Source organism: Acidiferrobacter sp. (genome assembly GCF_054609335.1).
In genome coordinates this window covers 1-20862 of the sequence record NZ_JBTRWP010000047.1, presented here as the reverse complement: position 1 = coordinate 20862, position 20862 = coordinate 1, and the positions used below count along the sequence as shown (strand labels likewise).

The following is a 20862-nucleotide window of genomic DNA, read 5'->3' as shown; positions in this document are numbered from 1 at the left end:
CAATCAGGCGCTCATCGCACTGGCCCGTAGGCGCAGTGATGTGCTGTATGCGATGTTGCGTGACGGCGCTTTTTATCATGCGGCATCGACAACAAATGCTTGACAAAGGACATAGGGGCACCCCCCTCTCTCTCACACCGCTCGCCGACCCAGAAAACCCCTTCATTATCCCATAGCGAAGTCGCGTCCGAGCATCCGGATTCGCTCCTAACGCCCGGACAGTATGCCACCGGCGGCGCCCGCTATTAGCGTACTTTCCCTGTGCGTATTATGGCAGTTTCACACGTCTATGTTTCCATGCCCAATAATGCATGACAGCCAATATTCGCCCTGGTGAAAAAAGGGTGCTGCTATTGTCGCTAAAATGCGGTATAGTGCGCTCGCAAAGGACCGAGAATAGGCTTTTTTCGGTACCATGACGGACAGCATTCCTTTAAGGTAGCATCCGTGGAACCATAAAGGAATTGCGTTGTCTTTGACGAACAGATGGCCATTTTAAGGTAAACCCAATCGATGACAATGAAGATCACAGCGGCAACGCGGGCATTGACGGCACTGGCACAGGAGACACGACTTGGTATCGTGCGCCTTTTGGTCAAGGTCGGTCCGGATGGACTCGTGGCCGGGCAAATCGCCCTGCGTCTGAAACTGGCGCCAGCCACCTCCTCCTTCCATCTGTCACAGCTCACTCAGGCCGGCCTTATCAAGCCGTCCCGCGAGGGACGATCGATACGCTATTCCCCGGTCCTTGCGACCATCGGGGAATTGCTCGCGTTCCTCGAGGAGAATCTGAGCGGCGGGCCGACAGAAAAGAGTGCACCGAAGCCCGCAGCGAAGTCAGCCCCCAAGGCGGCGCCTAAAGATACTCCGAAAGCGGCAGCCAAGAAAAAGAAGGCGGGTCGTAAGAGTCGGTAAGTCCGGACAGGCGACGAGGCAACGCGGGCGGGTGATTTGCCCGTCCGTGTTGCTCGTCAGTCGTTCGAGCGGGCGCTCAGGATCACAAGCTTCAAATCGCGCATCACGAGGGGCGCGAATGTCGTTTGTTCGTAAACCACGAGACCGCGGATGGGATGGCGGAAGGCCTTCCGGGCTGCATCCCTGAACGACACCTCGCGCCGTTGCCAATAGTCACGAAATTCACCACTACGCGCCGCAAGATCCGCCACCAACTGCTCATAGCGCGGATCACCCGTGAGGTCAGCCGCATCGGCCGCGAACTCGGCGACCAAGCGACGCGCTCGCTCGGGCCAGTCCACGATGAAATCGCGGGCGGCTGGTACTAAGAAAACGAAATCGAGCAGATTCCGCTCGCAGCCCCCTTCCCCCAGCCAATCTGGAAACAACTCTTGCGCCTCCTTGTTCCACGCCAAGGCGTCCCAATACCGCCCCAGGCAGTAGGCGGGGGTGGCAATGTGCGTAAGAACGGACGCCATTTCGGCCGGTGCCTGCGGGACTATGCGCGTCACACGCTGGGGACCTAGCCCGGCGACCTCCCAGAGATAGCGCCGCTCGGCATCGGTGACGACCAGCACCTCGGCTAGGCGCGCCAGGGTGTCCGGCGACACGCCGCCGGCCCGTCCCTGTTCAATCCATGTATACCAGGTCGCACTGATGCCGCATTGGGCGGCCAATTCCTCACGGCGGAGCCCTGGGGTGCGGCGCCGGCGCGCCCCGGGCGGCGCCGGCGCACGCTCGCGGAGGGTTCGTAAGAAGTAACCGAGCTCTTTTTGTCTCGCAATCATCGCCGGTCCCATTGGTTCTTGTACCAGTATAATTGGCCCATCTGGTACCCGTATAGCGCGAGAGTATGCTGCGTGCGACTCAAACCTCGGAGAATACGCGACCATGAATCATGAACAGGATGTGACCCGCCAATTCGACTCGGTCGCCGCTCATTACGAAACGAGCCCGATACACGCCCATGGTCCAGACCTTCCCCTCTTTCGGGCGACCGCCGAATCCTTGCGCCCACGACACGCCTTGGACGTCGGCTGCGGACCTGGACATGTCGCCTTGGTCCTCGCGCCGTTCTGCGAGACAGTGCAGGCGGTGGACGCGAGCCTTGCGATGGTCAAGATCGCGAGTGCCCGCGCCCAGGACGCAGCCTGTACGAACATCGTCTGCCAGCAAGCCGCGGTCGCAAGCCTCCCGTTTGCCGATGCCAGCATGGACCTCGTGACCTGCCGTTTCAGTGCCCACCACTGGCGCAACTTGTCTTCGGGCTTACAAGAGATCGCCCGTGTCTTGCGTCCTGGGGGCACCTTCATTCTGACCGACAGCGTCGCACCGGACGACCCCTTGTCCGACACCCATCTGCAAACGATCGAGCTCTTGCGCGACACAAGCCATGTCCGCAACCTCACGGTCTCCGCGTGGATGGCGCTCTTGGCGGCCTATGACTTCATACCCACGCGCACCGACCACTTCCGGATCTTCATCGCGTTCGATGACTGGGTGGCGCGCGCGAAGACACCGGCGACGCGCGTGGCGGCGCTTAAGGACCTGCTCCGTCATGCCCCGATCGAGGCGCGTAACCGTCTCGGCATCGAGGAGGATGGGTCCTTTCATCTCGACGTGCTGACCGCACACTGCCAAAAGGCGCGGACTTAGGGCCGCTAGCGGGGGGCGCAGAAGCGGTTTTCTATCGTTCCCACCCCGGCGATCCGCATACGCACGATGTCGCCGGGGTGGAGATAGCGGGGCGGTTTGCGACTCATACCGACCCCGGCGGGCGTACCCGTGGCAATGACGTCTCCCGGCTCAAGCGTGACCAGATGCGACAAATAGCTCACGAGCGCCGGGACGTCATAAATCATGTCCGAAGTATGGCCGTGCTGACGTAACTCGCCGTTGACCCAGGTCTCGAGCGTGAGCCCTTGCGAGGGACCGATATCGTCCCTCTCCACCACGCCCGGACCCATGGGCGCAAATCCGTCGCCGATCTTGCCTGCGAGCCATTGGCTGGTACGGAATTGTATGTCACGGGCACTCACATCGTTGATTACGGTATACCCGAATACATAATCGAGGGCGTCATTGACCGAAACCCGGCTCGCGCGTTGGCCCATGACGACCCCGAGTTCGACCTCGTAGTCGATGGCCTGCGAATTCATCGGCAACATGATCTCATCTTGCGGCCCCGATATGGCATTGGCCCATTTCGCAAAGAGCGGCGGCTCCACGGGTATGGACTGCCCCACCTCGCGCGCGTGGCAGCGGTAGTTCAGGCCGATCCCGATGAAACGGCCGGGATCGTGGAGGGGCGCACCGAGCGCCACCGTATCCTCTCGCAGCGCCGCTGAGCGGCAATGCGCTCCGCTTAGGCGTACGGCCGCGAGAAAATCGCCCACCCCAGGTCTCGCCAGTAACGTCCGCAGGCTGCCCTGTGCGAACGCCACGGCGATCCCGGGGATCGCGCGCAAGCCCATCTCCCGATAGCGACTGTAGCAAGCCGCCAGGTCATACAGACCCTCGGGCGTCCTTACGCCCAGGCGATAGCGACCCCGTGTCCCCTTGTAGCGCAGAAACTCCATGCCCACCCTCCCTTTTGAGACAACCTCGGCGGACCCTGCGTCGCGCTCCTATAAATCACCGTGATATCCCCCATAATGCTATGAAATAACTATCTGATTTTTATCAGGTTATTAAAACAATTCCCTAGCACAAGGGCGCTCCTTTCCTGTAAGGTCCCTGCATCGGGACTTTTACGTTTTCGGAGATCATATGTCCGCAGTCGAGCACAGCCACGATCAAAGCAACCAGGAGATCAAGTACTCCACTTGTTATATGTGCGCCTGCCGCTGCGGTATCAAAGTGACCATAGAGAACAACCAAGTCCGCTTCATTCAGGGTAATCGCAATCACCCCATCAATAAAGGCGTGCTTTGCGCCAAGGGGTCGGCCGGCATCATGAAACAGTGCTCGCCGGCACGCCTGCGTAGCCCACTTCTGCGCAAGCCCGGCACGGAACGCGGCGCTGGGGAGTTTGTCGAGATCTCCTGGGAGCAAGCGCTGGACATGCTCACCGAGCGCTTGGCCCACATCCGCGCAACCGACCCCAACAAATTCGCGTTTTTCACCGGACGCGACCAGATGCAGGCGCTGTCGCGCCTATTCGCCGAACAGTTCGGGACCCTCAACTGGTCGGCCCATGGTGGCTTCTGCTCGGTCAACATGGCCGCCGCCGGACTCTATACATTGGGCTACGCCTTTTGGGAATTCGGTGACCCGGACTGGGATCGCACCAAGTACTTCATGCTCTGGGGGGTCGCGGAAGACCACAACTCGAACCCCATGAAGATCGGCATCGAGAAACTGAAAAGCCGTGGCGGCAAATTCGTCGGGATCAATCCCGCGCGCACGGGCTACCAGGCGGTCGCCGACGAATGGGTCCCCATTCGGCCGGGTACCGACGCCGTCCTTGCCCTATCCATGGTCCACGTCCTACTGTCGCGGGAACTCTTCGACTGGGACTTCCTCATCCGCTACACGAACGCACCCTTCCTGGTCGTCCAGACCCCAGGGCAAAAAGGCGACGGCCTCATATATCGGGACGAAGCCGGCCACCCGCTTGCGTGGGACCTAAAGCAAGAGGCCTTCGTCAACGGCCTCGACGCCGCGTGCCACCCAGCGCTCTTCGGCGAATACAAGACGCCCGATGGCCGTACGGTGAAGACTGTCATGACGCTCCTCGCCGAACGTTACCTCGACGAACGGTTCGCGCCCGAGAACGCCGCCAAGGTCTGCGGTATCCCGGCCAGTACGATCGAGCGCCTGGCGCTGGAAATGGCGCATGTGGCCTTCAAGGAGACCATAGAGATTGCCGTCGAGTGGACCGACTGGGCCGGCCGCAAGCACGACAAGTTCATCGGGCGTCCAGTGTCCATGCACGCCATGCGCGGCGTGTCGGCGCATTCCAACGGCTTCCAGGCAGCGCGCGCGATTCACTTCCTGCAGATCCTGCTTGGCACCATCGACTGCCCTGGCGGGTTCCGCGCCAAGGCCCCCTACCCGCGCCCGGTACCGTCGCCCGGCAAGCCGGCCAAGCATAGCGCCCCAAACACCCCGCTCGATGCGCATCCGCTCGGTTTCCCGACCGCGCCCGAGGACCTCGTCGTCGACGATGACGGGCAGCCCTTGCGCATCGACAAGGCCTATTCCTGGGAGGCCCCCTTGGCCAACCATGGACTCATGCACATGGTGATCACGAACGCCGTGAACGCGGACCCGTATCCGATCGATACCTTACTCTTCTTCATGGCTAACATGGCCTGGAACTCGACCATGAACACGGCGAATATCCAGGACATGCTGCGCGCGAAGCGTCCCGACGGCGAGTACAAGATCCCGTTCCTAGTCGTAGTCGACGCCTTCCATTCGGAAACCGTGCACTTCGCGGACCTTGTGTTGCCCGACACAACCTATCTCGAGCGCTATGACGCCATCTCGCTGCTCGACCGCCCGATCTCGGAACCCGACGCAGTGTGCGATTCGATACGTCACCCGCTGCTCGCGCTCGATCGCAACGTGCGTCCCTGGCAGGAGGTGCTGGTGGAGCTGGGTGCGCGCCTGAAACTCCCGGTGTTCACCAAGCCCGATGGCACGCCCAAATATCAGGGCTACAAGGACTTCATCACCTATTACGAGCGCGAGCCCGGCATCGGCTTTCTGGCTGGTTATCGCGGCGTTGATGGCAGCAAGTCGCTGCGCGGTGAACCCAATCCCGAACAGTGGGAGCGCTATATCGAGAACCAGGGCTTCTTTCAGTACCACCTCCCCAAGGATATCCGCTATCTGCGCTTCGCCAACAAGGGTTATCTGGAGTTCGCCACCGAGGCGGGTTTCCTGAAGAGCCCTGAGCCCATCGTGATCGAGCTCTACTCCGAGGCCATACAAAAATTCCGCCTCGCCGGACTCGGCCTCTATGACGGACCGATGCCGAAGGAGCGCGTCGATCAGGAGCGGCTCGCAACCTACTTCGATCCCCTGCCCGACTACTACGAGCCTTTGGAGCAACAGCGGGTCGACAAGACCGAGTATCCGTTCTTCGCAGTCAACCAGCGGCCTATGATGATGTACCACTCATGGGATTCGCAGAACGCCTGGTTGCGGCAGATCATCGCGCAGAACCACCTGTACATGAACCGCGCGCGCGGCGAGAGCCTGGGCTTCCAGGACGAGGACTGGGTGTGGGTCGAGTCGCATAACGGCAAGATCCGCGTGCAGCTGCGCCTGATCGAGGGCTGCCAGGAAGACACGGTGTGGACCTGGAACGCGATCGGCAAGCAGTCCGGCACCTGGGGCTTGAAACCCGACGCGCCAGAGGCCACCCAAGGCTTCCTGATGAATCACTTGATTTCGGAGCTGCTCCCGGAGAAGGCAGGCGAGCGGCGCATTACAAATTCCGATCCCATCACAGGTCAAGCGGCTTGGTACGACCTGCGCGTCAAGGTGACGCGCGCCGCGCCCGGTGAGGAAGGCGTGTGGCCGACCTTCGCCAATGTGCCACCCTTGCCCGGTGCCGTCCCCAAACCCGACGTGCTGCGCTACAACACGCGCACCAAAGCCTAAAAAGGAGTCAGTCATGCGCTTAGGCCTTGTCATCGATCTCGACACCTGCGTGGGCTGTCATGCCTGCGCGACCGCGTGCAAGGAATGGAATACCAGCTCCATCACGGCCCCTCTCACAGACTACGAGCCGTACGGGAAGGAGCCTTCGGGGGTGTGGTTCAATCGTGTCCGTCATTATGAGATCGGCGATTACCCGAACAACAAGACCATCAACTTCCCGATGTCGTGCATGCACTGCGAGAACGCCGAGTGCGTGACCGTGTGCCCGACGGGCGCATCCTACAAGCGCCCTGAAGACGGCATCGTGCTCATAGACCAGGACAAGTGTATGGGGTGCAACTATTGCTCCTGGGCCTGTCCCTACGGTGCGCGCGAGCTCGACCGGGCATCGGGCACCATGAAGAAATGCACCCTGTGCGTGGATCGCATCTACGACGAGACCTTGCCCGAGGAAGAGCGGCAGCCGGCCTGTGTGCTGGCCTGCCCCGCGCACGCCCGGTTGTTTGGCGACCTCGACGATCCGGAGAGCGCCACGAGCCGTGCCGTACGCAACCGTGGTGGCTACCCGCTCATGCCCGAGCTCAATTACAACCCGACGAACCAGTATCTGCCGCCGCGGACGCGGCCTGCGATCTCCACCTCCGACCTGCCACGCGGATCGCTCGCGCGTAAGGTCAAGGAGTGGGTCAACCGTGTCATTGAACGCTAAATTCTTCTTAAAGGGACCTTAAAATATGAACCCGTCACTTGCCGTCATATTCTTAACGCTCTTCTCCGGCGCCGGATTCGGTCTCATGGCGATGGTTGCGGTCGTAAACGACTTCGCTATCGATGGGGCCTTAAGCCCATTGCGCACTGCGATCCTCGTGGCGCTCGCCTTGTTGTTCGTCACCATGGGCATGGTCTCGTCGACCGCGCACCTGGCAAACCCGAAGAACGCCTGGCGTGCCTTCACTCGCTGGCGGACCTCGTGGCTTGCGCGCGAAGGCGTGTTTGCGGTGCTTTTCTACCCGCTCGCGATTGCCTATCTCGGCTGGGTGTTCTTCATGAACAATGATCGGGACGGGGTGGCGCTCTTGCTCGGCAACGTCACAGCTCTGGTCGGACTAGTCACCATCTTCTGCCAGGGCATGATCTACGCCTGCCTGCGCACTATACGTCAATGGCACACGCCGCTCGTTCCGGCGAATTTCTACGCCTTGGGGCTTGCCGTCGGCATGACCGTTCTCGCCACGAGCCGTCTACTGGCCCATCGGCACGACCTTGCGATGGTGAGCATCGCCTGCTCGCTCTTGGTGGCGGCCGCCGTCATGAAGGCCATCTATTACTTCTGGATCGGCGCGCCGAGCGGGACCACCCTACAGACCGCCACGGGCTTCACGGGCGGTCGCGTGCGACTCCTCGACCAGGGACACACCTTCGGGACCTTTCTCACCCACGAGTTCAGTAATTGCATAAGCCCCCGGCGCGCTCTCCGCTTCAAGATCGCAGTCTATGTCCTGGGCTTCCTCGCGCCGATCGCGATCCTGCTTGCAGCAGCCCACGCAGCTATCGGCCTTGCCGTGCTCTTGGCGCCGCTACTCGCCTTTATTGGGATCGGGCTTGAGCGTTACCTCTTTTTCGTCGAGGCGCAGCACGTCGTGAATCTCTATCATGGACGTATGCCTGGCCCCTTGCCACAGATGCACCCGGCGTTGCGCGCAACAGCCGAGAACAAGGCGCCTGCCGGCAAGCGGCGCCTCGTCCCGAGCTACGACGAACGCTAGAGACGAACACGAGCTAATCGGGGGCCTTCGCTATACGTTATAGTAGTGCCCGAAGTTTCGAGCACGTGAGGATCGGGCGATGGTGGATGAGAAACGAGGCGGTACGCTCACGCATTTCGATGCCGAGGGCCAGGCGCGCATGGTGGATGTGGGCGACAAGCCCGCCACCCACAGGCGGGCCACGGCCGAGGGGCGCATCACGATGGCGCCGGAAACCGCCGCGGCCATCCGCGCCGGCACGAGCCGTAAGGGCGATGTGCTGGGAGTGGCGCGCATAGCGGCCATCCAGGCGGCCAAGCGCACCGACATGCTGATTCCGCTCTGCCACCAGGTCCCGATTTCCGGACTCGAGGTCGCGTGGGATTTCCCGGATACCGCCTGTCTGCGCTGTTCGGTGACTGTCCGCACGCAGTATGCTACCGGGGTAGAGATGGAGGCCCTGACGGCGGTAGGCATCGGACTCCTCACGGTCTACGATATGTGTAAGGCCATGGACCGTGGCATGGTGATCGAGGGGATACGCTTGCTACATAAGGAGGGAGGCCGCTCTGGAACCTGGGATCGCGCACAATAGAGCAGAAACAGCGGATCGGGCGCAGTCAGCGACCGATCTCCACGATCGGTTCGGCCGTCGCATATCGTATCTGCGGGTCTCACTCACGGAGCACTGCAATCTGCGCTGTCGCTACTGCTCGCCCGAGGGTGGGACGCCGCGCTTTGCCCGCAAGGATCACCTTGCCCCGGATGAGCTCGACCGGCTGCTGGGGGTCTTTCATACCCTCGGCGTGCGCCATATGCGTTTTACCGGGGGCGAGCCCCTGCTCTACCCCTGGCTTACCGATCGGATCGCGCACGCCCGTGACCTCGGCGTCGAGAAGCTGAGTGTGAGCACCAATGGCTATCTGCTTGACCGCCTCGCCCAACCGATGGCGCAAGCGGGCCTGCGGCGCATCAACATGAGCCTAGACAGTCTGTCTCCAGAGCGCTTCGAGCGCATCACGCGAGGCGGCGACCTAAAGCGCGTCCTGCGTGGGCTGTTCATAGCCCGCGACTGCATTCCCCACATCAAGCTGAATGTCGTCCTCCTGAAGGATGAAAACCTAGACGAGATCCCTAAGCTCGTCGATTTCGCCCTACATGAGGGCTTCGACATCCAGTTCATAGAGACCATGCCCTTAGGGGTGGCCGGCAGCGCGAGCCGTGCGCAAAGTTATGCAAGCGTCACCGAGGCCGAGACACGCATCCGCCGCTCGCACGCCTTGGAGCCGCGCCCGCGGGCCGTGGACGACGGGCCGGCCCGTCGCTTTGGCGTGGCGGGCTTTGCGAGTGAAATCGGCTTTATAAGCCCGATCAGCCAAAATTTCTGCGCCGGATGCAATCGCGTGCGCCTCACCTCCACTGGGCGGCTCGTGTATTGTCTCGGGCAGGAAGACGGCGTGGATCTGCTGGAGCCTCTGCGCGGGGGGTTTACGGATGACGCCTTGACGGATTTCATCCGCCACAAGGTCTGGCACGAGAAGCCGGAACGGCACACCTTCAATGACGAGCCCGGACGCGCCGCCCCGGTTTATATGATGCGCCTCGGGGGTTGACCATGATCACGGTTCGCTGCTTTGCCACGGTGCGGGAAATCTTAGGATGCGAAACGCGCACACTTCCGCCCTCGTCCACGCCGCAGCTTGCCTCCGACATCTTGAGAATCGTCGCAGGTGCGCGCACGACGGACCTCCCCAAGCCTCTGCTCGTCGCCATCAACTGCGAGCACGCCTCTTTAACAAGCCCCGTCAAGGATGGCGACGAGATCGCCTTCTTCCCGCCTGTGAGCGGCGGCTGATGATCATCCGACTACAGACTGCAGACTTCGATCCCGAGCGCGAGGCGCAGGCGCTCAATGTGAAGGGTGCCGGGGCCCGTGTGAGCTTCGTCGGTACCGTGCGCGATACCGCGCAGGATCGCCGCATCGAGGCCCTCGAGATCGAGCACTATCCGGAGATGACCCGCGCCGAGCTTGCGCGCATAGGCGCCGCCGCGCAGACCACCCACGATCTCCTGGAAGTCCTCATCATCCACCGCTACGGGCGCCTCCAAAGCCATGAACGCATCGTGCTCGTCACGGTCTGGTCGGCCCATAGAGCCGGAGCCTTCGCCGGCTGCCAGGCCATCGTCGATGCACTGAAAACCCGCGCGCCCTTCTGGAAAAAAGAGATCTCGCCCGAAGGCACCGTGTGGGTCCCGGGCCAAACACCACAGGACCTACGATAGGCGCGCCTGGACCTCCGCGAGCTTCCCCTCCAGGGTGAGCCACTCTTCTTCATCGATCTGCTGGCGCGCTGTAATGGCTGCGCGCTCCATTTGCAAGGCCTTGATCGTCTCGCCCCCCTGTTGGTAGGCGCGCGGATCGCCCAGCACAGCGTCGATCTCGCCTAGGCGCGCGCTATCGGCGGCCATGCGTGCCTCCACCAACCTCTGTTCACGCACCAAAGTCTTCGACGACACCCCGGAGTGCCGTGCCTCCCTCTTCGGTTTGGCTATCACCTTGGTCTCGCGGGCCGAAGCCGCTTCGCGCTGATAATCATCGAGGTCCCCCGCGTATTCCTGTACACGCCCGCCCCCCACGACCCAGAGCGTATCGGCGCACGAACGAATCAAGTGACGATCGTGCGATACCAGCACCAGGGCGCCCGTGTAGTCCTGCAGGGCAAAGCTCAAGGCCTCGCGCATCTCGAGATCCAGGTGGTTGGTGGGCTCATCCAAGAGCAAGAGGTGCGGCCGGCTCCATGCCAGTCCGGCCAGCACGAGCCGGCTCTTTTCCCCGCCCGACAGCCCTCGAATCGGGCGCTCGAGACCCGCGGACCCGAACCCAAAGCCCCCGACATAGTCGCGCAGGGTCTGCGCCTGCGCACTTGGATCCAAGGCCGCGAGATAAGACAACGGCGTCTCTTCGGGGTTGAGCTGCTCCAACTGATGTTGCGCAAAATATCCGATAGTCAGGCCCACCCCCACCGTACGGGTGCCAGCGGTCGAGGCAAGTTCCCCCAAAAGTACCTTCAGAAAAGTCGACTTGCCAGCGCCGTTGCGACCGATCACGCTCACGCGGTCGCCGGGTGCGATCGTAAGCCCCACGTTCGCGAACAAGGGTGCAGCTCCGGAATAGCCGAACGACACATCCCGTAGCGCAATCAGGGTATCGGGCGCACGTTCGGGGCCTTTAAGGGGCAAGGTATAGCGCACCTCGCCCCGGAGCTTTGTGACGCGCTCCATGCGCTCCAACATCTTCAGTCGACTCTGCGCCTGGCGCGCCTTGCTGGCCTTGGCCCGGAAGCGGGCCACGAAACGCTCGAGCGCCTCGACCTGGGCGGCCTGCTTGTTTTGCGCCGCCTCCCGCTGGGCGGACTCCAAGGCGCGCCGCTCAACATAGGCGTCGTAGGACCCCACATACAGAGACACCGTGTGATCATGGATCGCGGCGATGCGATTGACGACCGTGTTCAGAAAATCCCTGTCATGAGAAACGACGAGGAGCGCCCCATCGAACCGCGCCAGATACTGCTCGAGCCACGCGATCGCCTCCAGATCCAGGTGGTTAGTGGGCTCATCCAAAAGCAAGAGGTCGGCACGCGCCATGAGCGCGCGGGCGAGATTCAGGCGCATGCGCCAACCGCCGCTCAAGATTCGCACTGGACGCCCCAGGTCCTCCTGCGAGAACCCAAGCCCGGCCAGGAGCTGGCTTGCCCGGGCTTGAGCACCGAAGCCCTCAATCAGCTCGTAGCGCGTCTGGGCCGCGAAGTAGCGCTCATCATGGACGCCACTTGCCAGCGTCTCCTCCAAGGCCCGCAGCTCTCGGTCTCCATCCAGGGTAAACGCGAGCACCGAGTCCTCAGTGTCCGGAATCTCCTGGGCGGCTGCCACAACCTGCACTGCGCCCGCAAACTCAAGGCGCCCCTCCTCGAGCTCCTGACGCTCCTGGATGATCTTCAAGAGCGTCGACTTCCCCGAGCCGTTGCGGCCGACGAGCCCGATCCGCTGACCCCGGTACACCTCAAAAGAGACGGCACGGAAGAGCTCCTCGCCACCTACGCGAAACGACAAATCACGGACATTCAGCATAGCGTCATTCTACGACCTCGGATCACACTTGGCGACGCGCAAGGCCTTGCCCGCCACGCGACTCACTCCTCCTGTGGCTGCCGTGTCGCGCACCGAAGCTCATCGGCGCCGCCCAAAGTGCTTTGATAGGCCACGCGCTTACGGTATGATGCCGTCCGGAACGGGGCGTAGCGCAGCCTGGTAGCGCACCTGAATGGGGTTCAGGTGGTCGGAGGTTCAAATCCTCTCGCCCCGACCAATAAATCAAGGACTTACGACACTTTTGGTTTAGGTCGATTTCCAATAAACGGGGTAATTTCCAATATATCGGCTGGTTCCACCAGTCGAGGCCCTCGCCGATAGATGCGGTTTGTCGTTCTCGGATCGTCATGACCCAGGAGTTCTTGAGGGGTTGCGTGACGACTGGCAGCCACAGCTCGCAAGTCGTGAAAGTGAAAGCGCTCGGTCCCCTGAGCTGCCGCCTTACGCATCAGGCGTTGCCAGTTCGATTTGAAACCTGAGGGCGTAAAGGGCCCTCCGCCCTGACACGGCAAGATCGGCATATTGCCAAAAATCGCAGAACTCAACTTTTTGGCCTGATCCAAGGTCTCCACCAAGGCTTGGCTGCGCGCAAAGAGCAAATAGCGCCCTGTCTTTCGCGTCTTTACGTGCAGGCCGTCCTCTTTCCAGTCTGCCCACCGTAGCCCGATTAGATCCTTTCTATTACACACATCTTCTGAGATTTTGACTGATTGGCACTCCCAACGAAAGTGCTGGACACACACGCCGAGATTGCGTAAGGTGGCTGTCGTCGCGGCATGCGACGAGGACAGGCGAACGGCGTGCAAAAGTCGAGGCGTTGCGGGGAACCGGATGTGCAGGCGATGATAGAGGCTGGCACGGAGTCGGTCGAGTGGGTGAGACAAGAGTTTGCCCGCGCTGACCTGCGCGATAAACGTCTGGATCGTCGCTTAGTGAAAACCGCGGAATATCTAGCCAAATCTCCCGGCTCGCCGATCAATGAAGCGTGCGGCGCGTGGGCCAGCACGCAAGCGGCGTATCGGCTGTTCAATAACCCGAAGGCCAGCGCGGCGGGGATCTTGAAGCCCCATTGGGAGGCGACGGCTACGCGCATGGCCGGCTGCGGGGGTCCTGTGCTGGTGATGCAGGACACGGTGTTCTTCTCCTATGGCAGGCACGTCAAGACCCGGGGCCTCGGGCCGATCGGCAAAAGTAACGCGGCGCACGATCGGGGCCTCATCATGCATAACGCACTGGCCTTCACCACCTCGGGTGTGCCGCTTGGCATTGTGAGCCAGAATATCTGGGCGCGCAGGGAGATCCCGGAGGAAGATTACCAGGAGAAGATCGAGCGCCTGCAGGTCACGGCGATCGAGGAGAAGGAGAGCGCGAAGTGGCTCGTGGCGCTTAAGGAGACGATCGAGCGGGCACCCTCGGGCGTGCCGGTCATCACTGTGGCCGACCGCGAATCGGACTTCTTCGAGTTCTTGACACAAGCCCAAGACCTGCAGGCGCACTATCTGATTCGCGCGCGTACCGACCGCAAGCTCGTGCCCGAAGACAGCGCGGGCTGCACCCGGATGCTCGAGGCGTTGAGCGACACCCCGGCATTGGGAAGCATGACGATCGAGGTCCCCGGCAACGGCAGCCGTAAGGCGCGCACGGCGCACATCGAGGTGCGCCGTGCGCGCGTGTCGATCCCGCCGCCTCCGCGCCGTGGGGCTGCCAAGGCATCCGGCGCGACCGAACCTGTCACCGTGACGCTGATCGGCGCGACCGAGTCCTCCCCGCCCGCGGGCACTCAAGCGATCAGCTGGGTGCTGCTCACAAATCTCGTTGTCGAAGACTTCGCGTCCGCCACCGAGAAGGTGCGGTGGTATGGGCGGCGATGGGGCATCGAGACTTGGCATAAGGTGCTGAAGTCCGGCTGCAAGGTCGAGGACTGTCTGCTCGAGGAGGCCGAACGGCTAAAGCGCTATCTGACGCTTTTCAGCATCATCGGCGTGCGCCTGATGCATGTGACCTACCTGGCGCGCGCGCACCCGGATCGGCCGGCCACCGAGGTGTTCTCCGAGGAGGAGGCATTGCCGGCCGAACGGCCGGTTGAGGCGCTGTATATCCGCGTCACCAAGGCGCTGGCCCCTACGGACCCCGCACCGACGCTGCGCGAGATGGTACGGATGCTCGGCCGCCTCGGCGGCCACTTGGGCCGCAAAGGGGATGGCGAGCCAGGGGTCTTGGTCCTGTGGCGCGGGTGGACGAGTCTTTACGAGACGGTCGAGACGCTGCGCGCGCACAAAGAGTTTCTCGCCCTGAGCCGCTCGAGGTAAGTGATGCGTTATTGCGGACGCGACTTCACGTCGACCGAGATCGCGTTGATCCGGGAACTGCTGCAGATCCCGCAGATGAATCGCGCCCGTCTCTCGCGGGAAGTCTGCGAGCGGCTGAATTGGCGCCGGGACAATGGCAAACTCAAGGATATGAGCTGCCGCGTGGCGCTTGCGCGCATGCAGGCCGATGGCCTGATCACGCTGCCGCCGCCGAGAAACCCCAAACCGGTCGCCTATCGATCCTATCCGCATATCGAACAGGCCGTGCTCGAACCGAGCAGCCTCCCGGTCATCGACCTTGCTACGCTGAAGATCGATCTGGTCTTGAGCAAAGCGGACTCCCTGCTGTGGAACACCTACATCGAACGCCATCACTACCTTGGCCATCAACCCTTGCCGGGCGCGCAACTACGCTACTTCGTACGTGCCGAGAGCCACATTATCGCCGCGCTCGGCTTCGGCGCGAGCGCCTGGAAAACCAGGCCGCGCGATGACGCTATCGGCTGGACCGCCGAGCAGCGCCGACGCAATCTGCACCTCATCGTCAACAATGCCCGCTTCCTCATCCTGCCCTGGATTCACTGTAAAAACCTCGCCTCGCGCATCCTCGCCCTGACATCGAAGCGCCTGGCCGAAGACTGGCACGCCCGCTACAGCTATCGCCCGGTGCTGCTCGAAACCTTCGTCGAGAAGCCGCGCTTTACCGGCACATGCTACAAGGCCGCCAACTGGCAGAACCTCGGGGATACCCAAGGACGCGGCAAGCTCGACGTCCTGCATAGAAAGGCTCAGCCGATCAAGAGCATCTGGATCTATCCGCTCGTGCGGGACTTTCGTCAACATCTCTGCGACGCATAAGACCGGCCATTCGCCTATCTATCGAAAGTCCTCGATATCTCACGCGCTGTTGATGGAAAGATGTGTGTAATAGAAAGGGAGTACGGGGTTAATTGAGCGCTTACCCTTGATCGGCCGCACTGTGGGTGGCAGCTTTGGATCGGAATGGGTGGCAGGACTGGGCCGGAATACGCCGATATTGGTGATCGCCAACACCGCGGCTTCCCTGCCCCGTTATCGGCTCGCAGGTCGCTTCGCTTCAAGTGGCTCAAAGCTGATAAGTAAACGCGATCCGGTTGCCTCCGCTAAGCGCTCCAGTGTCCGCATGGACGGACGGGAGCGCCCGCTTTCCAGCCGGGCGACGACGGGCTGCGTCGTACCCATCCTCCGGGCCAGCTCCTCTTGCGTCAGACCGGCGCGGTTGCGCACATCCATGACGGCACCCGCTAGGACAAACTCCTCCTCAAGCGCATCGTAAGCCTTCTTGTACTTCGGCTCTTTCAGCCACTTCTTGTGCATCTCAGTTATGCGTGCCATTGCTCACCTCAATCATTGAACCGATTTCGCGCGAGTCAGTGCCAGATCTATCTCGCGCCGCGGCGTCTTCTCCGTTTTCTTCACAAAGACCCGCACAATCACCACGCGTTGGCCGACGGCCGTCACGTACAGCGCCCGCGAAATTCCGCTGCGACCCTTCAGCCGCATTTCCCAAATACGGCCTTCAATAGGCTTTACGTGCGGCTCACCCACACGATCCAGGCCCTTCTCCTCGATGAGCTTTGCGATGCGCGCAAGCCTTGCCCGCATGTCTTCGGGCAAGGCCTCGACCTCCGCATCAACGGCTTCATTCAGGGTTTCGACCGTCCAGCTCATAATCTCAGTATGCCAAAAAAGATATAATACGGGAAGCCCTTTCTTTCAACGCCGGCAGAGACGGGCTTTTTCCCAGAACCTTCGCAAGTGAATAAGGGTGGCGGGCCACATCGCAAAGAGGGATGGCGGATTGAGTTGAATACCCGAAACCCGATACCGGCCCTGTTTCGTGAGGTCAAAACGACTTCGAGACGCGGATGGCCTGCACCTGTATCGAGCGTAAGAAACTGCTTCACCATCAGAACGCCACCCTCGGTTCGAGCGACACCGTTTCTGGGGAGATTGGGTACCGGGAATAGTCCCTCCCTCTGTTTCTCAAAGATCTGATGATCCCGCGTCGAGGTTAAACACAGCCTGCGGCGTCATGGCGGCCATCCGCAGCGGCTCGTGCCGACGTTTTGTCTTCGGTATTCTGGCCTGTCTCATGACGCCGCCTGGGTCCCTGGCGCCCCGGCCGGAAAATCGATGCGCACCGCGCCCGCTGCGACCGGAAAAAATAGCCAACATTCCCGCACGGGCTTTCCCGTCGCGCGTTCAAGGGCGGTCTTATAGGTCGCCAGCTGGCCGGCGTGCTCCTCGGCCAGGGCGTCCCAATGATCGGCCCCTCGGGGGTTCGCTTTGTGATCGATCACGATCCACCCCTCGGCGACCTCCAAGAGCAGATCGATCCGTCCTTGAATGATCTGGGAGTCCTCGGTGATGGCCTCGACCGGGACTTCCGCGAAAGCCGGCACTTCTCCCCAGCGCTCAACTATCCAGAGATGCAGTGCGTGAATCTGTCCTAGGACCGCAGGGGCCGATACGCTCTCCCCTACCCCAAATCCTGCGAGAAGGGCCTCCACCTCCTCTAGACTGAGCGGCATGGACCGATCGGTGAAGCTGGCCGCAATGGCCGCATGAATGGCGCTCCCCAGGACCCCCATATCGGCCCCGCTCGCGACCTTGACGCGTGTGCCGATGCGCAACTTTTCCGGCACCGTGCACACGGGAGGCGACGCCGTCGAGGGATTGAGCACGAGCGGCAGGCGTGGGGTGGGCGATGCCGGCGTTTCGAACCAATGGATCGTCTCGACACTCGTGCTGGTCGCACCCTCCCGCTCAATCGGGTCCAGCACCCACCGGGTGGCACTCACGACTTGGCCTGAGGGTAAGACCAGAGGGGACTGCTCGTCTGTCGGCAGGAGCCAGGGTGCCTCCAGCGTATCGAGCCACTCCCCTGACAATTGGCGCTCGGATCGCGCCAGCACCAGCAGATCGCGGGCGCGCGTCATACTCACATAGAGGAGACGCCTCTCTTCCTCTACGGCGGCCGAACGATACCGCACACCGACCTCTGACGACGCGATGGCCTCGGCCAGAGGGACGTTCTTCTGGGGCCCAAACGGCCAAGGCCAGTAGCGAATAAAGCGATCTTTCAGGGGATCGGTCACCTGGAGGGCCGAACGCGAAGCGGCGGTAATCGACCACACGCGATCCCTTACCTTGGTATGGAGATCCAACAGAACCACCACCGGCCATTCCAGTCCCTTCGCGCCGTGATGGGTCAAGACCTTCACCGCGTCAATGGCCGGCTCTGCGAGGTGATCCTGCGCCGCCCCGGCTTGCTCACCCAACCAGAGAATCAAGCCCGAAATCGACGCCGCATGCTGGGCGATTCGACAGATCTCTTCGTACTGGTCGGCCATGCTCACCAGCGCGTCGAGGTTCGCCAAGCGGATGCGAGCGACTGCGGAACTCTGGCTCCAGCGCAGTACGCAACGCGGCATGTCGCACTCGGTCATAACGGCTTGAAGGGCTTCGCGGGGCGCCAGTAACGGCAAACGACTGCGCATACCGGCCAGCGTCGCGACTAACGGATGGCGCGACGCCCCCTCCTCCAACCACCGACGGGAATCGCCACCCATCTCGATATGGCGCAGCCGATTCACCACCCACTCCTCGGGTTCCTGGCTATCCGCTAATGACACGATCTCGGCCGTGGCAATGGTATCGGATGGATCGTTCAGACGTCGCAGGCAGGCCAGCGCAAGCACCGCCTCGGGTGTTGCTAAAAGACCCGCTTGGCCGGTCGCAGTCGGAATACCGAAGGCGCGGAGACCGGCCGCCGTAGTCTTGACCCCGTCATTGGCCCGGCATAACACCGCCAGATCGCCGAACGCCACGGGCCTAATACGTTGCGCGTCCTTGTCGAACACCGCATAGCCAGACTCCACTAGCCTCCGGATCCCGGACGCCAGCGCCGAGACTTCTTGCTCCTTGTTCTTGCCCCCCCTGATCCAATTGGCCAAGGCGGGGGCCGACAGGGCCTCTGTGCGCTCAGGCTTGAGCGCGATTTCTTCGGGCTTGAGAGTACGACCAAATACGGGCGTGAAAACCGCATTGACGATCTGAACGAGCGGCTCGCGGGAGCGCCACGAGGAACCCAGGATCTCTTTTGAGCCCCCCAGGCCTCCGAGCGCCTGGAGGATGGCCTCCATCAACTCGGTATCGCTTCCGCGGAAGCCATAAATGGCCTGCTTGATATCGCCGACCCAATAGATCGTTTTGGCGCAACGCGCGAGTTTCAGAAACAAGGCCAGCTGAATGGGGCTGGTATCCTGAAATTCATCCACCAGCAGGAGGTCCAACTCGTCTGTGAGGGTGGCCGCGACCGCGGGATTGTCGAGGACTTTGAGCAACAGATGTTCCTGGTCGGTAAAATCCAACACCCCCATTTCCCGCTTCCGCGCCTCATAGACCCGCAAAGCGTCCGCGCAGAGCGCAAACAACCGTTCGAGGTACTCCGTGATGTCGGCGTGCAGGAGAGGATGCGTGGCAAAACGCAGGGCGATAGCCTCAATGGACTCCGCTGTCGCCTTGAGGCCCACTTGGGGCTGATCCTTGGCAAGCTTTACCCAATCGCTCCACGGGACCGAGTCGCCTTCGAGGCCGCCCGCAATGCCGCGTACCAGGGTCAGATAGCCGATCGTTTTCTGGACCGGCTTTTCCTGGACCGCCTCGGCCAACACGGGGATGGCTCGCCGGATCTCTGTGAGTAGCGCGCCTGAGAGGTCCTCGGTCGTGGCCTTCGGGAAATGCGTAAGCAAATCCTGAGCGTTCTCCCGACCGAAGCCGCCCAGCACGCGGGGATCGATATCGTTGGCCCGCGCTTTGTCCAACACGCCCTTGAGGTCCTTTCGCCAGTCCTCTATGCCTAAGCGACGCGTGACTTTCAGAAGGGCGGACACACTGGGGCCATCGAGGATCTCATCGATCGCCTGGTTCACGACGACGGCCGCCTGATCTTCTTCCAGCACCTGCTGCTCGGTCGCCAATCCCGCTTCGAACGCAAACCGTTCCAGTAAACCGCCGCAGACGCTGTTGACCGTACCGATTCGTGCCTGCCCCACCGCATGGGCCAAGGACGAGGCCCCCTGGCTCAGGAGATGGGACCGAACCCGTTCGCGCAGTTCGGTGGCCGCCTTCTTGGTGAAGGTGGTGGCCATAACCCCCGACGGGCGCACCCCACCCGATAACAACTGCTCGTGGAGGATCTGAGTGAGACGATGGGTCTTCCCGCTACCGGCGCCCGCGCTGATGAAGGTCAGTTTGCCAAGCACGCTCACGTCTCCCATCCGGCCAGCGCCAGGTAATCGTTGTACTCCGGGGGGAGCACCTCGATCGGCAAGCCCTCCTCGGGAACCACGGATTCGGCGTCTTCGGGAACGCCGTCAAGGACCACCTCGAATCGCCCCGCCGCGATTTGCCGCTCGCGCCACTTCCAAGTTGCGCTAAATCGCTGCCAGAGATCTGGCGTTCGTTCCGCCGTTGACGGAAACACCGTATGGGCGGAGGGGAAGAATCGTGCGTCGGTCGCAAACAACTGTCCGCTCTTGAGCACGTAGTAGGCCACAGCCGGCCACGCGCCGTCCTCCTGGCGCAACATTTCCCCGTAGATCGCCAATTGCAGATGGCGGTTGTCTTTGAGCTTGGCCGGGTATTTTTGGGCGCCGGACCATTTCATGTCGATGATCGCACGCTCTCCCGCCCCGTTTTTAAGAACCAGATCGGCATAGCCCCGGATCTCGCCGCCCCCATAGTGGCCGGCCAGTTTCTGTTCGGGCCACACCTCAATAATCCCGGCCCCCCTTAACTGGTGGCGCAAGTGGTCTAGCGATTCGCGCAAGCGGGTCCGGAAGTCTTCCAGTTCAGAGCGGCGCCCTGCCATCAGCAGCACCGCACTGACCTTGCCCCACTTTCACAGACACCTCCGGTTCAGGGATAATTACCCTATCGGAGGTTTATATGAGTCGGAAACAGAAGCCACAGAATCACCAAAAAGCGATCTATACGACGGAGTATCGCACCCAAGCCGTGCAACTGGCGCTGGGGGCTGTCTC

20 protein-coding genes and 1 tRNA gene are annotated in these 20862 nt (G+C 61.8%); 12 read left to right on the top strand and 9 right to left on the bottom strand.

The annotated features are described in order from the left end of the window. The first annotated feature begins 513 nt into the window (after nucleotides 1-513). Nucleotides 514-915: an ArsR/SmtB family transcription factor gene (locus ACYCTF_RS11485; protein WP_461284238.1), complete on the top strand. Its 402-nt coding sequence runs from the start codon at nucleotides 514-516 to the stop codon at nucleotides 913-915. Nucleotides 916-971: 56 nt separating this feature from the next. Here the strand turns inward: ACYCTF_RS11485 and ACYCTF_RS11480 are convergent, their stop codons facing one another. Further along, nucleotides 972-1742, bottom strand: a complete 771-nt coding sequence (locus ACYCTF_RS11480; protein ID WP_461284237.1) for a helix-turn-helix transcriptional regulator — start codon at nucleotides 1740-1742, stop codon at nucleotides 972-974. Between the two features lie 103 nt (nucleotides 1743-1845). Between ACYCTF_RS11480 and ACYCTF_RS11475 the strand changes: the two genes are divergently transcribed. Next, on the top strand, nucleotides 1846-2610 hold the full coding sequence (locus ACYCTF_RS11475) for a class I SAM-dependent methyltransferase (protein ID WP_461284236.1): 765 nt from the start codon (nucleotides 1846-1848) through the stop codon (nucleotides 2608-2610). Between the two features lie 5 nt (nucleotides 2611-2615). On the opposite strand, the gene ACYCTF_RS11470 is transcribed toward ACYCTF_RS11475, so the two are convergent. Continuing rightward, nucleotides 2616-3533, bottom strand: a complete 918-nt coding sequence (locus tag ACYCTF_RS11470) for a fumarylacetoacetate hydrolase family protein (RefSeq protein WP_461284235.1) — start codon at nucleotides 3531-3533, stop codon at nucleotides 2616-2618. Nucleotides 3534-3723: 190 nt separating this feature from the next. On the opposite strand from ACYCTF_RS11470, the gene ACYCTF_RS11465 reads away from it, so the two are divergent. The 7 genes from ACYCTF_RS11465 (at nucleotide 3724) to ACYCTF_RS11435 (ending at nucleotide 10598) form a co-directional block, all read left to right on the top strand. Next, nucleotides 3724-6570: a molybdopterin oxidoreductase family protein gene (locus ACYCTF_RS11465; RefSeq protein WP_461284234.1), complete on the top strand. Its 2847-nt coding sequence runs from the start codon at nucleotides 3724-3726 to the stop codon at nucleotides 6568-6570. 13 nt (nucleotides 6571-6583) lie between these two features. Next, entirely contained in the window at nucleotides 6584-7279 is a 696-nt protein-coding gene (locus tag ACYCTF_RS11460) for a 4Fe-4S dicluster domain-containing protein (RefSeq protein WP_461284233.1), read from the top strand. A 25-nt stretch (nucleotides 7280-7304) separates the two neighbouring features. Next, the gene (locus ACYCTF_RS11455) at nucleotides 7305-8336 is read left to right on the top strand and encodes a dimethyl sulfoxide reductase anchor subunit family protein (protein WP_461284232.1); all 1032 of its coding nucleotides are present in this window, start codon (nucleotides 7305-7307) and stop codon (nucleotides 8334-8336) included. A 79-nt stretch (nucleotides 8337-8415) separates the two neighbouring features. Beyond that, nucleotides 8416-8910 (top strand): cyclic pyranopterin monophosphate synthase MoaC, encoded by a 495-nt coding sequence (gene moaC / locus ACYCTF_RS11450; protein ID WP_461284231.1) that lies wholly within the window; start codon nucleotides 8416-8418, stop codon nucleotides 8908-8910. Next, complete coding sequence (gene moaA, locus ACYCTF_RS11445) at nucleotides 8867-9928, top strand: GTP 3',8-cyclase MoaA (RefSeq protein WP_461284239.1); 1062 nt, start codon at nucleotides 8867-8869, stop codon at nucleotides 9926-9928. Before moaC ends, moaA begins: the two co-directional genes overlap by 44 nt. A 2-nt stretch (nucleotides 9929-9930) precedes the next feature. Beyond that, nucleotides 9931-10170 (top strand): MoaD/ThiS family protein, encoded by a 240-nt coding sequence (locus ACYCTF_RS11440; protein ID WP_461284230.1) that lies wholly within the window; start codon nucleotides 9931-9933, stop codon nucleotides 10168-10170. Further along, on the top strand, nucleotides 10170-10598 hold the full coding sequence (locus ACYCTF_RS11435; protein ID WP_461284229.1) for a molybdenum cofactor biosynthesis protein MoaE: 429 nt from the start codon (nucleotides 10170-10172) through the stop codon (nucleotides 10596-10598). Before ACYCTF_RS11440 ends, ACYCTF_RS11435 begins: the two co-directional genes overlap by 1 nt. Here ACYCTF_RS11435 and ACYCTF_RS11430 read toward each other — a convergent pair. After that, nucleotides 10590-12443: an ABC-F family ATP-binding cassette domain-containing protein gene (locus ACYCTF_RS11430; protein ID WP_461284228.1), complete on the bottom strand. Its 1854-nt coding sequence runs from the start codon at nucleotides 12441-12443 to the stop codon at nucleotides 10590-10592. The two genes, ACYCTF_RS11435 and ACYCTF_RS11430, sit on opposite strands and share 9 nt — an antisense overlap. Before the next feature lie 161 nt (nucleotides 12444-12604). Between ACYCTF_RS11430 and ACYCTF_RS11425 the strand changes: the two genes are divergently transcribed. Further along, nucleotides 12605-12681: transfer RNA gene (locus ACYCTF_RS11425), tRNA-Pro, on the top strand. Between the two features lie 13 nt (nucleotides 12682-12694). Here the strand turns inward: ACYCTF_RS11425 and ACYCTF_RS11420 are convergent. Then, nucleotides 12695-13153 carry a tyrosine-type recombinase/integrase gene (locus ACYCTF_RS11420; protein WP_461284914.1) on the bottom strand — a complete coding sequence of 153 codons (459 nt, stop codon included), beginning with the start codon at nucleotides 13151-13153 and terminating at the stop codon, nucleotides 12695-12697. 111 nt (nucleotides 13154-13264) lie between these two features. On the opposite strand from ACYCTF_RS11420, the gene ACYCTF_RS11415 reads away from it, so the two are divergent. Together ACYCTF_RS11415 and ACYCTF_RS11410 are read left to right on the top strand one after the other, a co-directional pair. Next, nucleotides 13265-14773: an IS4 family transposase gene (locus ACYCTF_RS11415; RefSeq protein WP_461284913.1), complete on the top strand. Its 1509-nt coding sequence runs from the start codon at nucleotides 13265-13267 to the stop codon at nucleotides 14771-14773. A gap of 3 nt (nucleotides 14774-14776) precedes the next feature. Further along, nucleotides 14777-15631: a DUF4338 domain-containing protein gene (locus ACYCTF_RS11410; protein WP_461279346.1), complete on the top strand. Its 855-nt coding sequence runs from the start codon at nucleotides 14777-14779 to the stop codon at nucleotides 15629-15631. 213 nt (nucleotides 15632-15844) lie between these two features. Here the strand turns inward: ACYCTF_RS11410 and ACYCTF_RS11405 are convergent, their stop codons facing one another. The 5 genes from ACYCTF_RS11405 to ACYCTF_RS11385 form a co-directional block, all read right to left on the bottom strand. Further along, a complete protein-coding gene (locus tag ACYCTF_RS11405) occupies nucleotides 15845-16147 on the bottom strand; it encodes a helix-turn-helix domain-containing protein (protein WP_461279342.1) in 303 nt (100 codons plus the stop codon). Nucleotides 16148-16159: 12 nt separating this feature from the next. Further along, on the bottom strand, nucleotides 16160-16483 hold the full coding sequence (locus tag ACYCTF_RS11400) for a type II toxin-antitoxin system RelE/ParE family toxin (RefSeq protein WP_461284362.1): 324 nt from the start codon (nucleotides 16481-16483) through the stop codon (nucleotides 16160-16162). Continuing rightward, complete coding sequence (locus ACYCTF_RS11395) at nucleotides 16480-16806, bottom strand: 5'-nucleotidase (RefSeq protein WP_461284915.1); 327 nt, start codon at nucleotides 16804-16806, stop codon at nucleotides 16480-16482. The genes ACYCTF_RS11400 and ACYCTF_RS11395 overlap by 4 nt, the downstream gene beginning before the upstream one ends. A gap of 99 nt (nucleotides 16807-16905) precedes the next feature. Next, nucleotides 16906-20082 carry a UvrD-helicase domain-containing protein gene (locus ACYCTF_RS11390; protein WP_461284912.1) on the bottom strand — a complete coding sequence of 1059 codons (3177 nt, stop codon included), beginning with the start codon at nucleotides 20080-20082 and terminating at the stop codon, nucleotides 16906-16908. A 2-nt stretch (nucleotides 20083-20084) separates the two neighbouring features. Beyond that, entirely contained in the window at nucleotides 20085-20690 is a 606-nt protein-coding gene (locus tag ACYCTF_RS11385) for a PD-(D/E)XK nuclease family protein (protein ID WP_461284365.1), read from the bottom strand. Between the last annotated feature and the right edge of the window lie 172 nt (nucleotides 20691-20862).

Excerpts from the sequence above, each read along its gene's own strand:
- ACYCTF_RS11485 (WP_461284238.1), top strand. The coding sequence starts at position 514 with ATGACAATGAAGATCACAGCGGCAACGCGGGCATTGACGGCACTGGCA.
- ACYCTF_RS11480 (WP_461284237.1), bottom strand. The coding sequence starts at position 1,742 with ATGATTGCGAGACAAAAAGAGCTCGGTTACTTCTTACGAACCCTCCGC.
- ACYCTF_RS11475 (WP_461284236.1), top strand. The coding sequence starts at position 1,846 with ATGAATCATGAACAGGATGTGACCCGCCAATTCGACTCGGTCGCCGCT.
- ACYCTF_RS11470 (WP_461284235.1), bottom strand. The coding sequence starts at position 3,533 with ATGGAGTTTCTGCGCTACAAGGGGACACGGGGTCGCTATCGCCTGGGC.
- ACYCTF_RS11465 (WP_461284234.1), top strand. The coding sequence starts at position 3,724 with ATGTCCGCAGTCGAGCACAGCCACGATCAAAGCAACCAGGAGATCAAG.
- ACYCTF_RS11460 (WP_461284233.1), top strand. The coding sequence starts at position 6,584 with ATGCGCTTAGGCCTTGTCATCGATCTCGACACCTGCGTGGGCTGTCAT.
- ACYCTF_RS11455 (WP_461284232.1), top strand. The coding sequence starts at position 7,305 with ATGAACCCGTCACTTGCCGTCATATTCTTAACGCTCTTCTCCGGCGCC.
- moaC (WP_461284231.1), top strand. The coding sequence starts at position 8,416 with ATGGTGGATGAGAAACGAGGCGGTACGCTCACGCATTTCGATGCCGAG.
- ACYCTF_RS11440 (WP_461284230.1), top strand. The coding sequence starts at position 9,931 with ATGATCACGGTTCGCTGCTTTGCCACGGTGCGGGAAATCTTAGGATGC.
- ACYCTF_RS11435 (WP_461284229.1), top strand. The coding sequence starts at position 10,170 with ATGATCATCCGACTACAGACTGCAGACTTCGATCCCGAGCGCGAGGCG.
- ACYCTF_RS11430 (WP_461284228.1), bottom strand. The coding sequence starts at position 12,443 with ATGCTGAATGTCCGTGATTTGTCGTTTCGCGTAGGTGGCGAGGAGCTC.
- ACYCTF_RS11410 (WP_461279346.1), top strand. The coding sequence starts at position 14,777 with ATGCGTTATTGCGGACGCGACTTCACGTCGACCGAGATCGCGTTGATC.
- ACYCTF_RS11405 (WP_461279342.1), bottom strand. The coding sequence starts at position 16,147 with ATGGCACGCATAACTGAGATGCACAAGAAGTGGCTGAAAGAGCCGAAG.
- ACYCTF_RS11400 (WP_461284362.1), bottom strand. The coding sequence starts at position 16,483 with ATGAGCTGGACGGTCGAAACCCTGAATGAAGCCGTTGATGCGGAGGTC.
- ACYCTF_RS11385 (WP_461284365.1), bottom strand. The coding sequence starts at position 20,690 with ATGGCAGGGCGCCGCTCTGAACTGGAAGACTTCCGGACCCGCTTGCGC.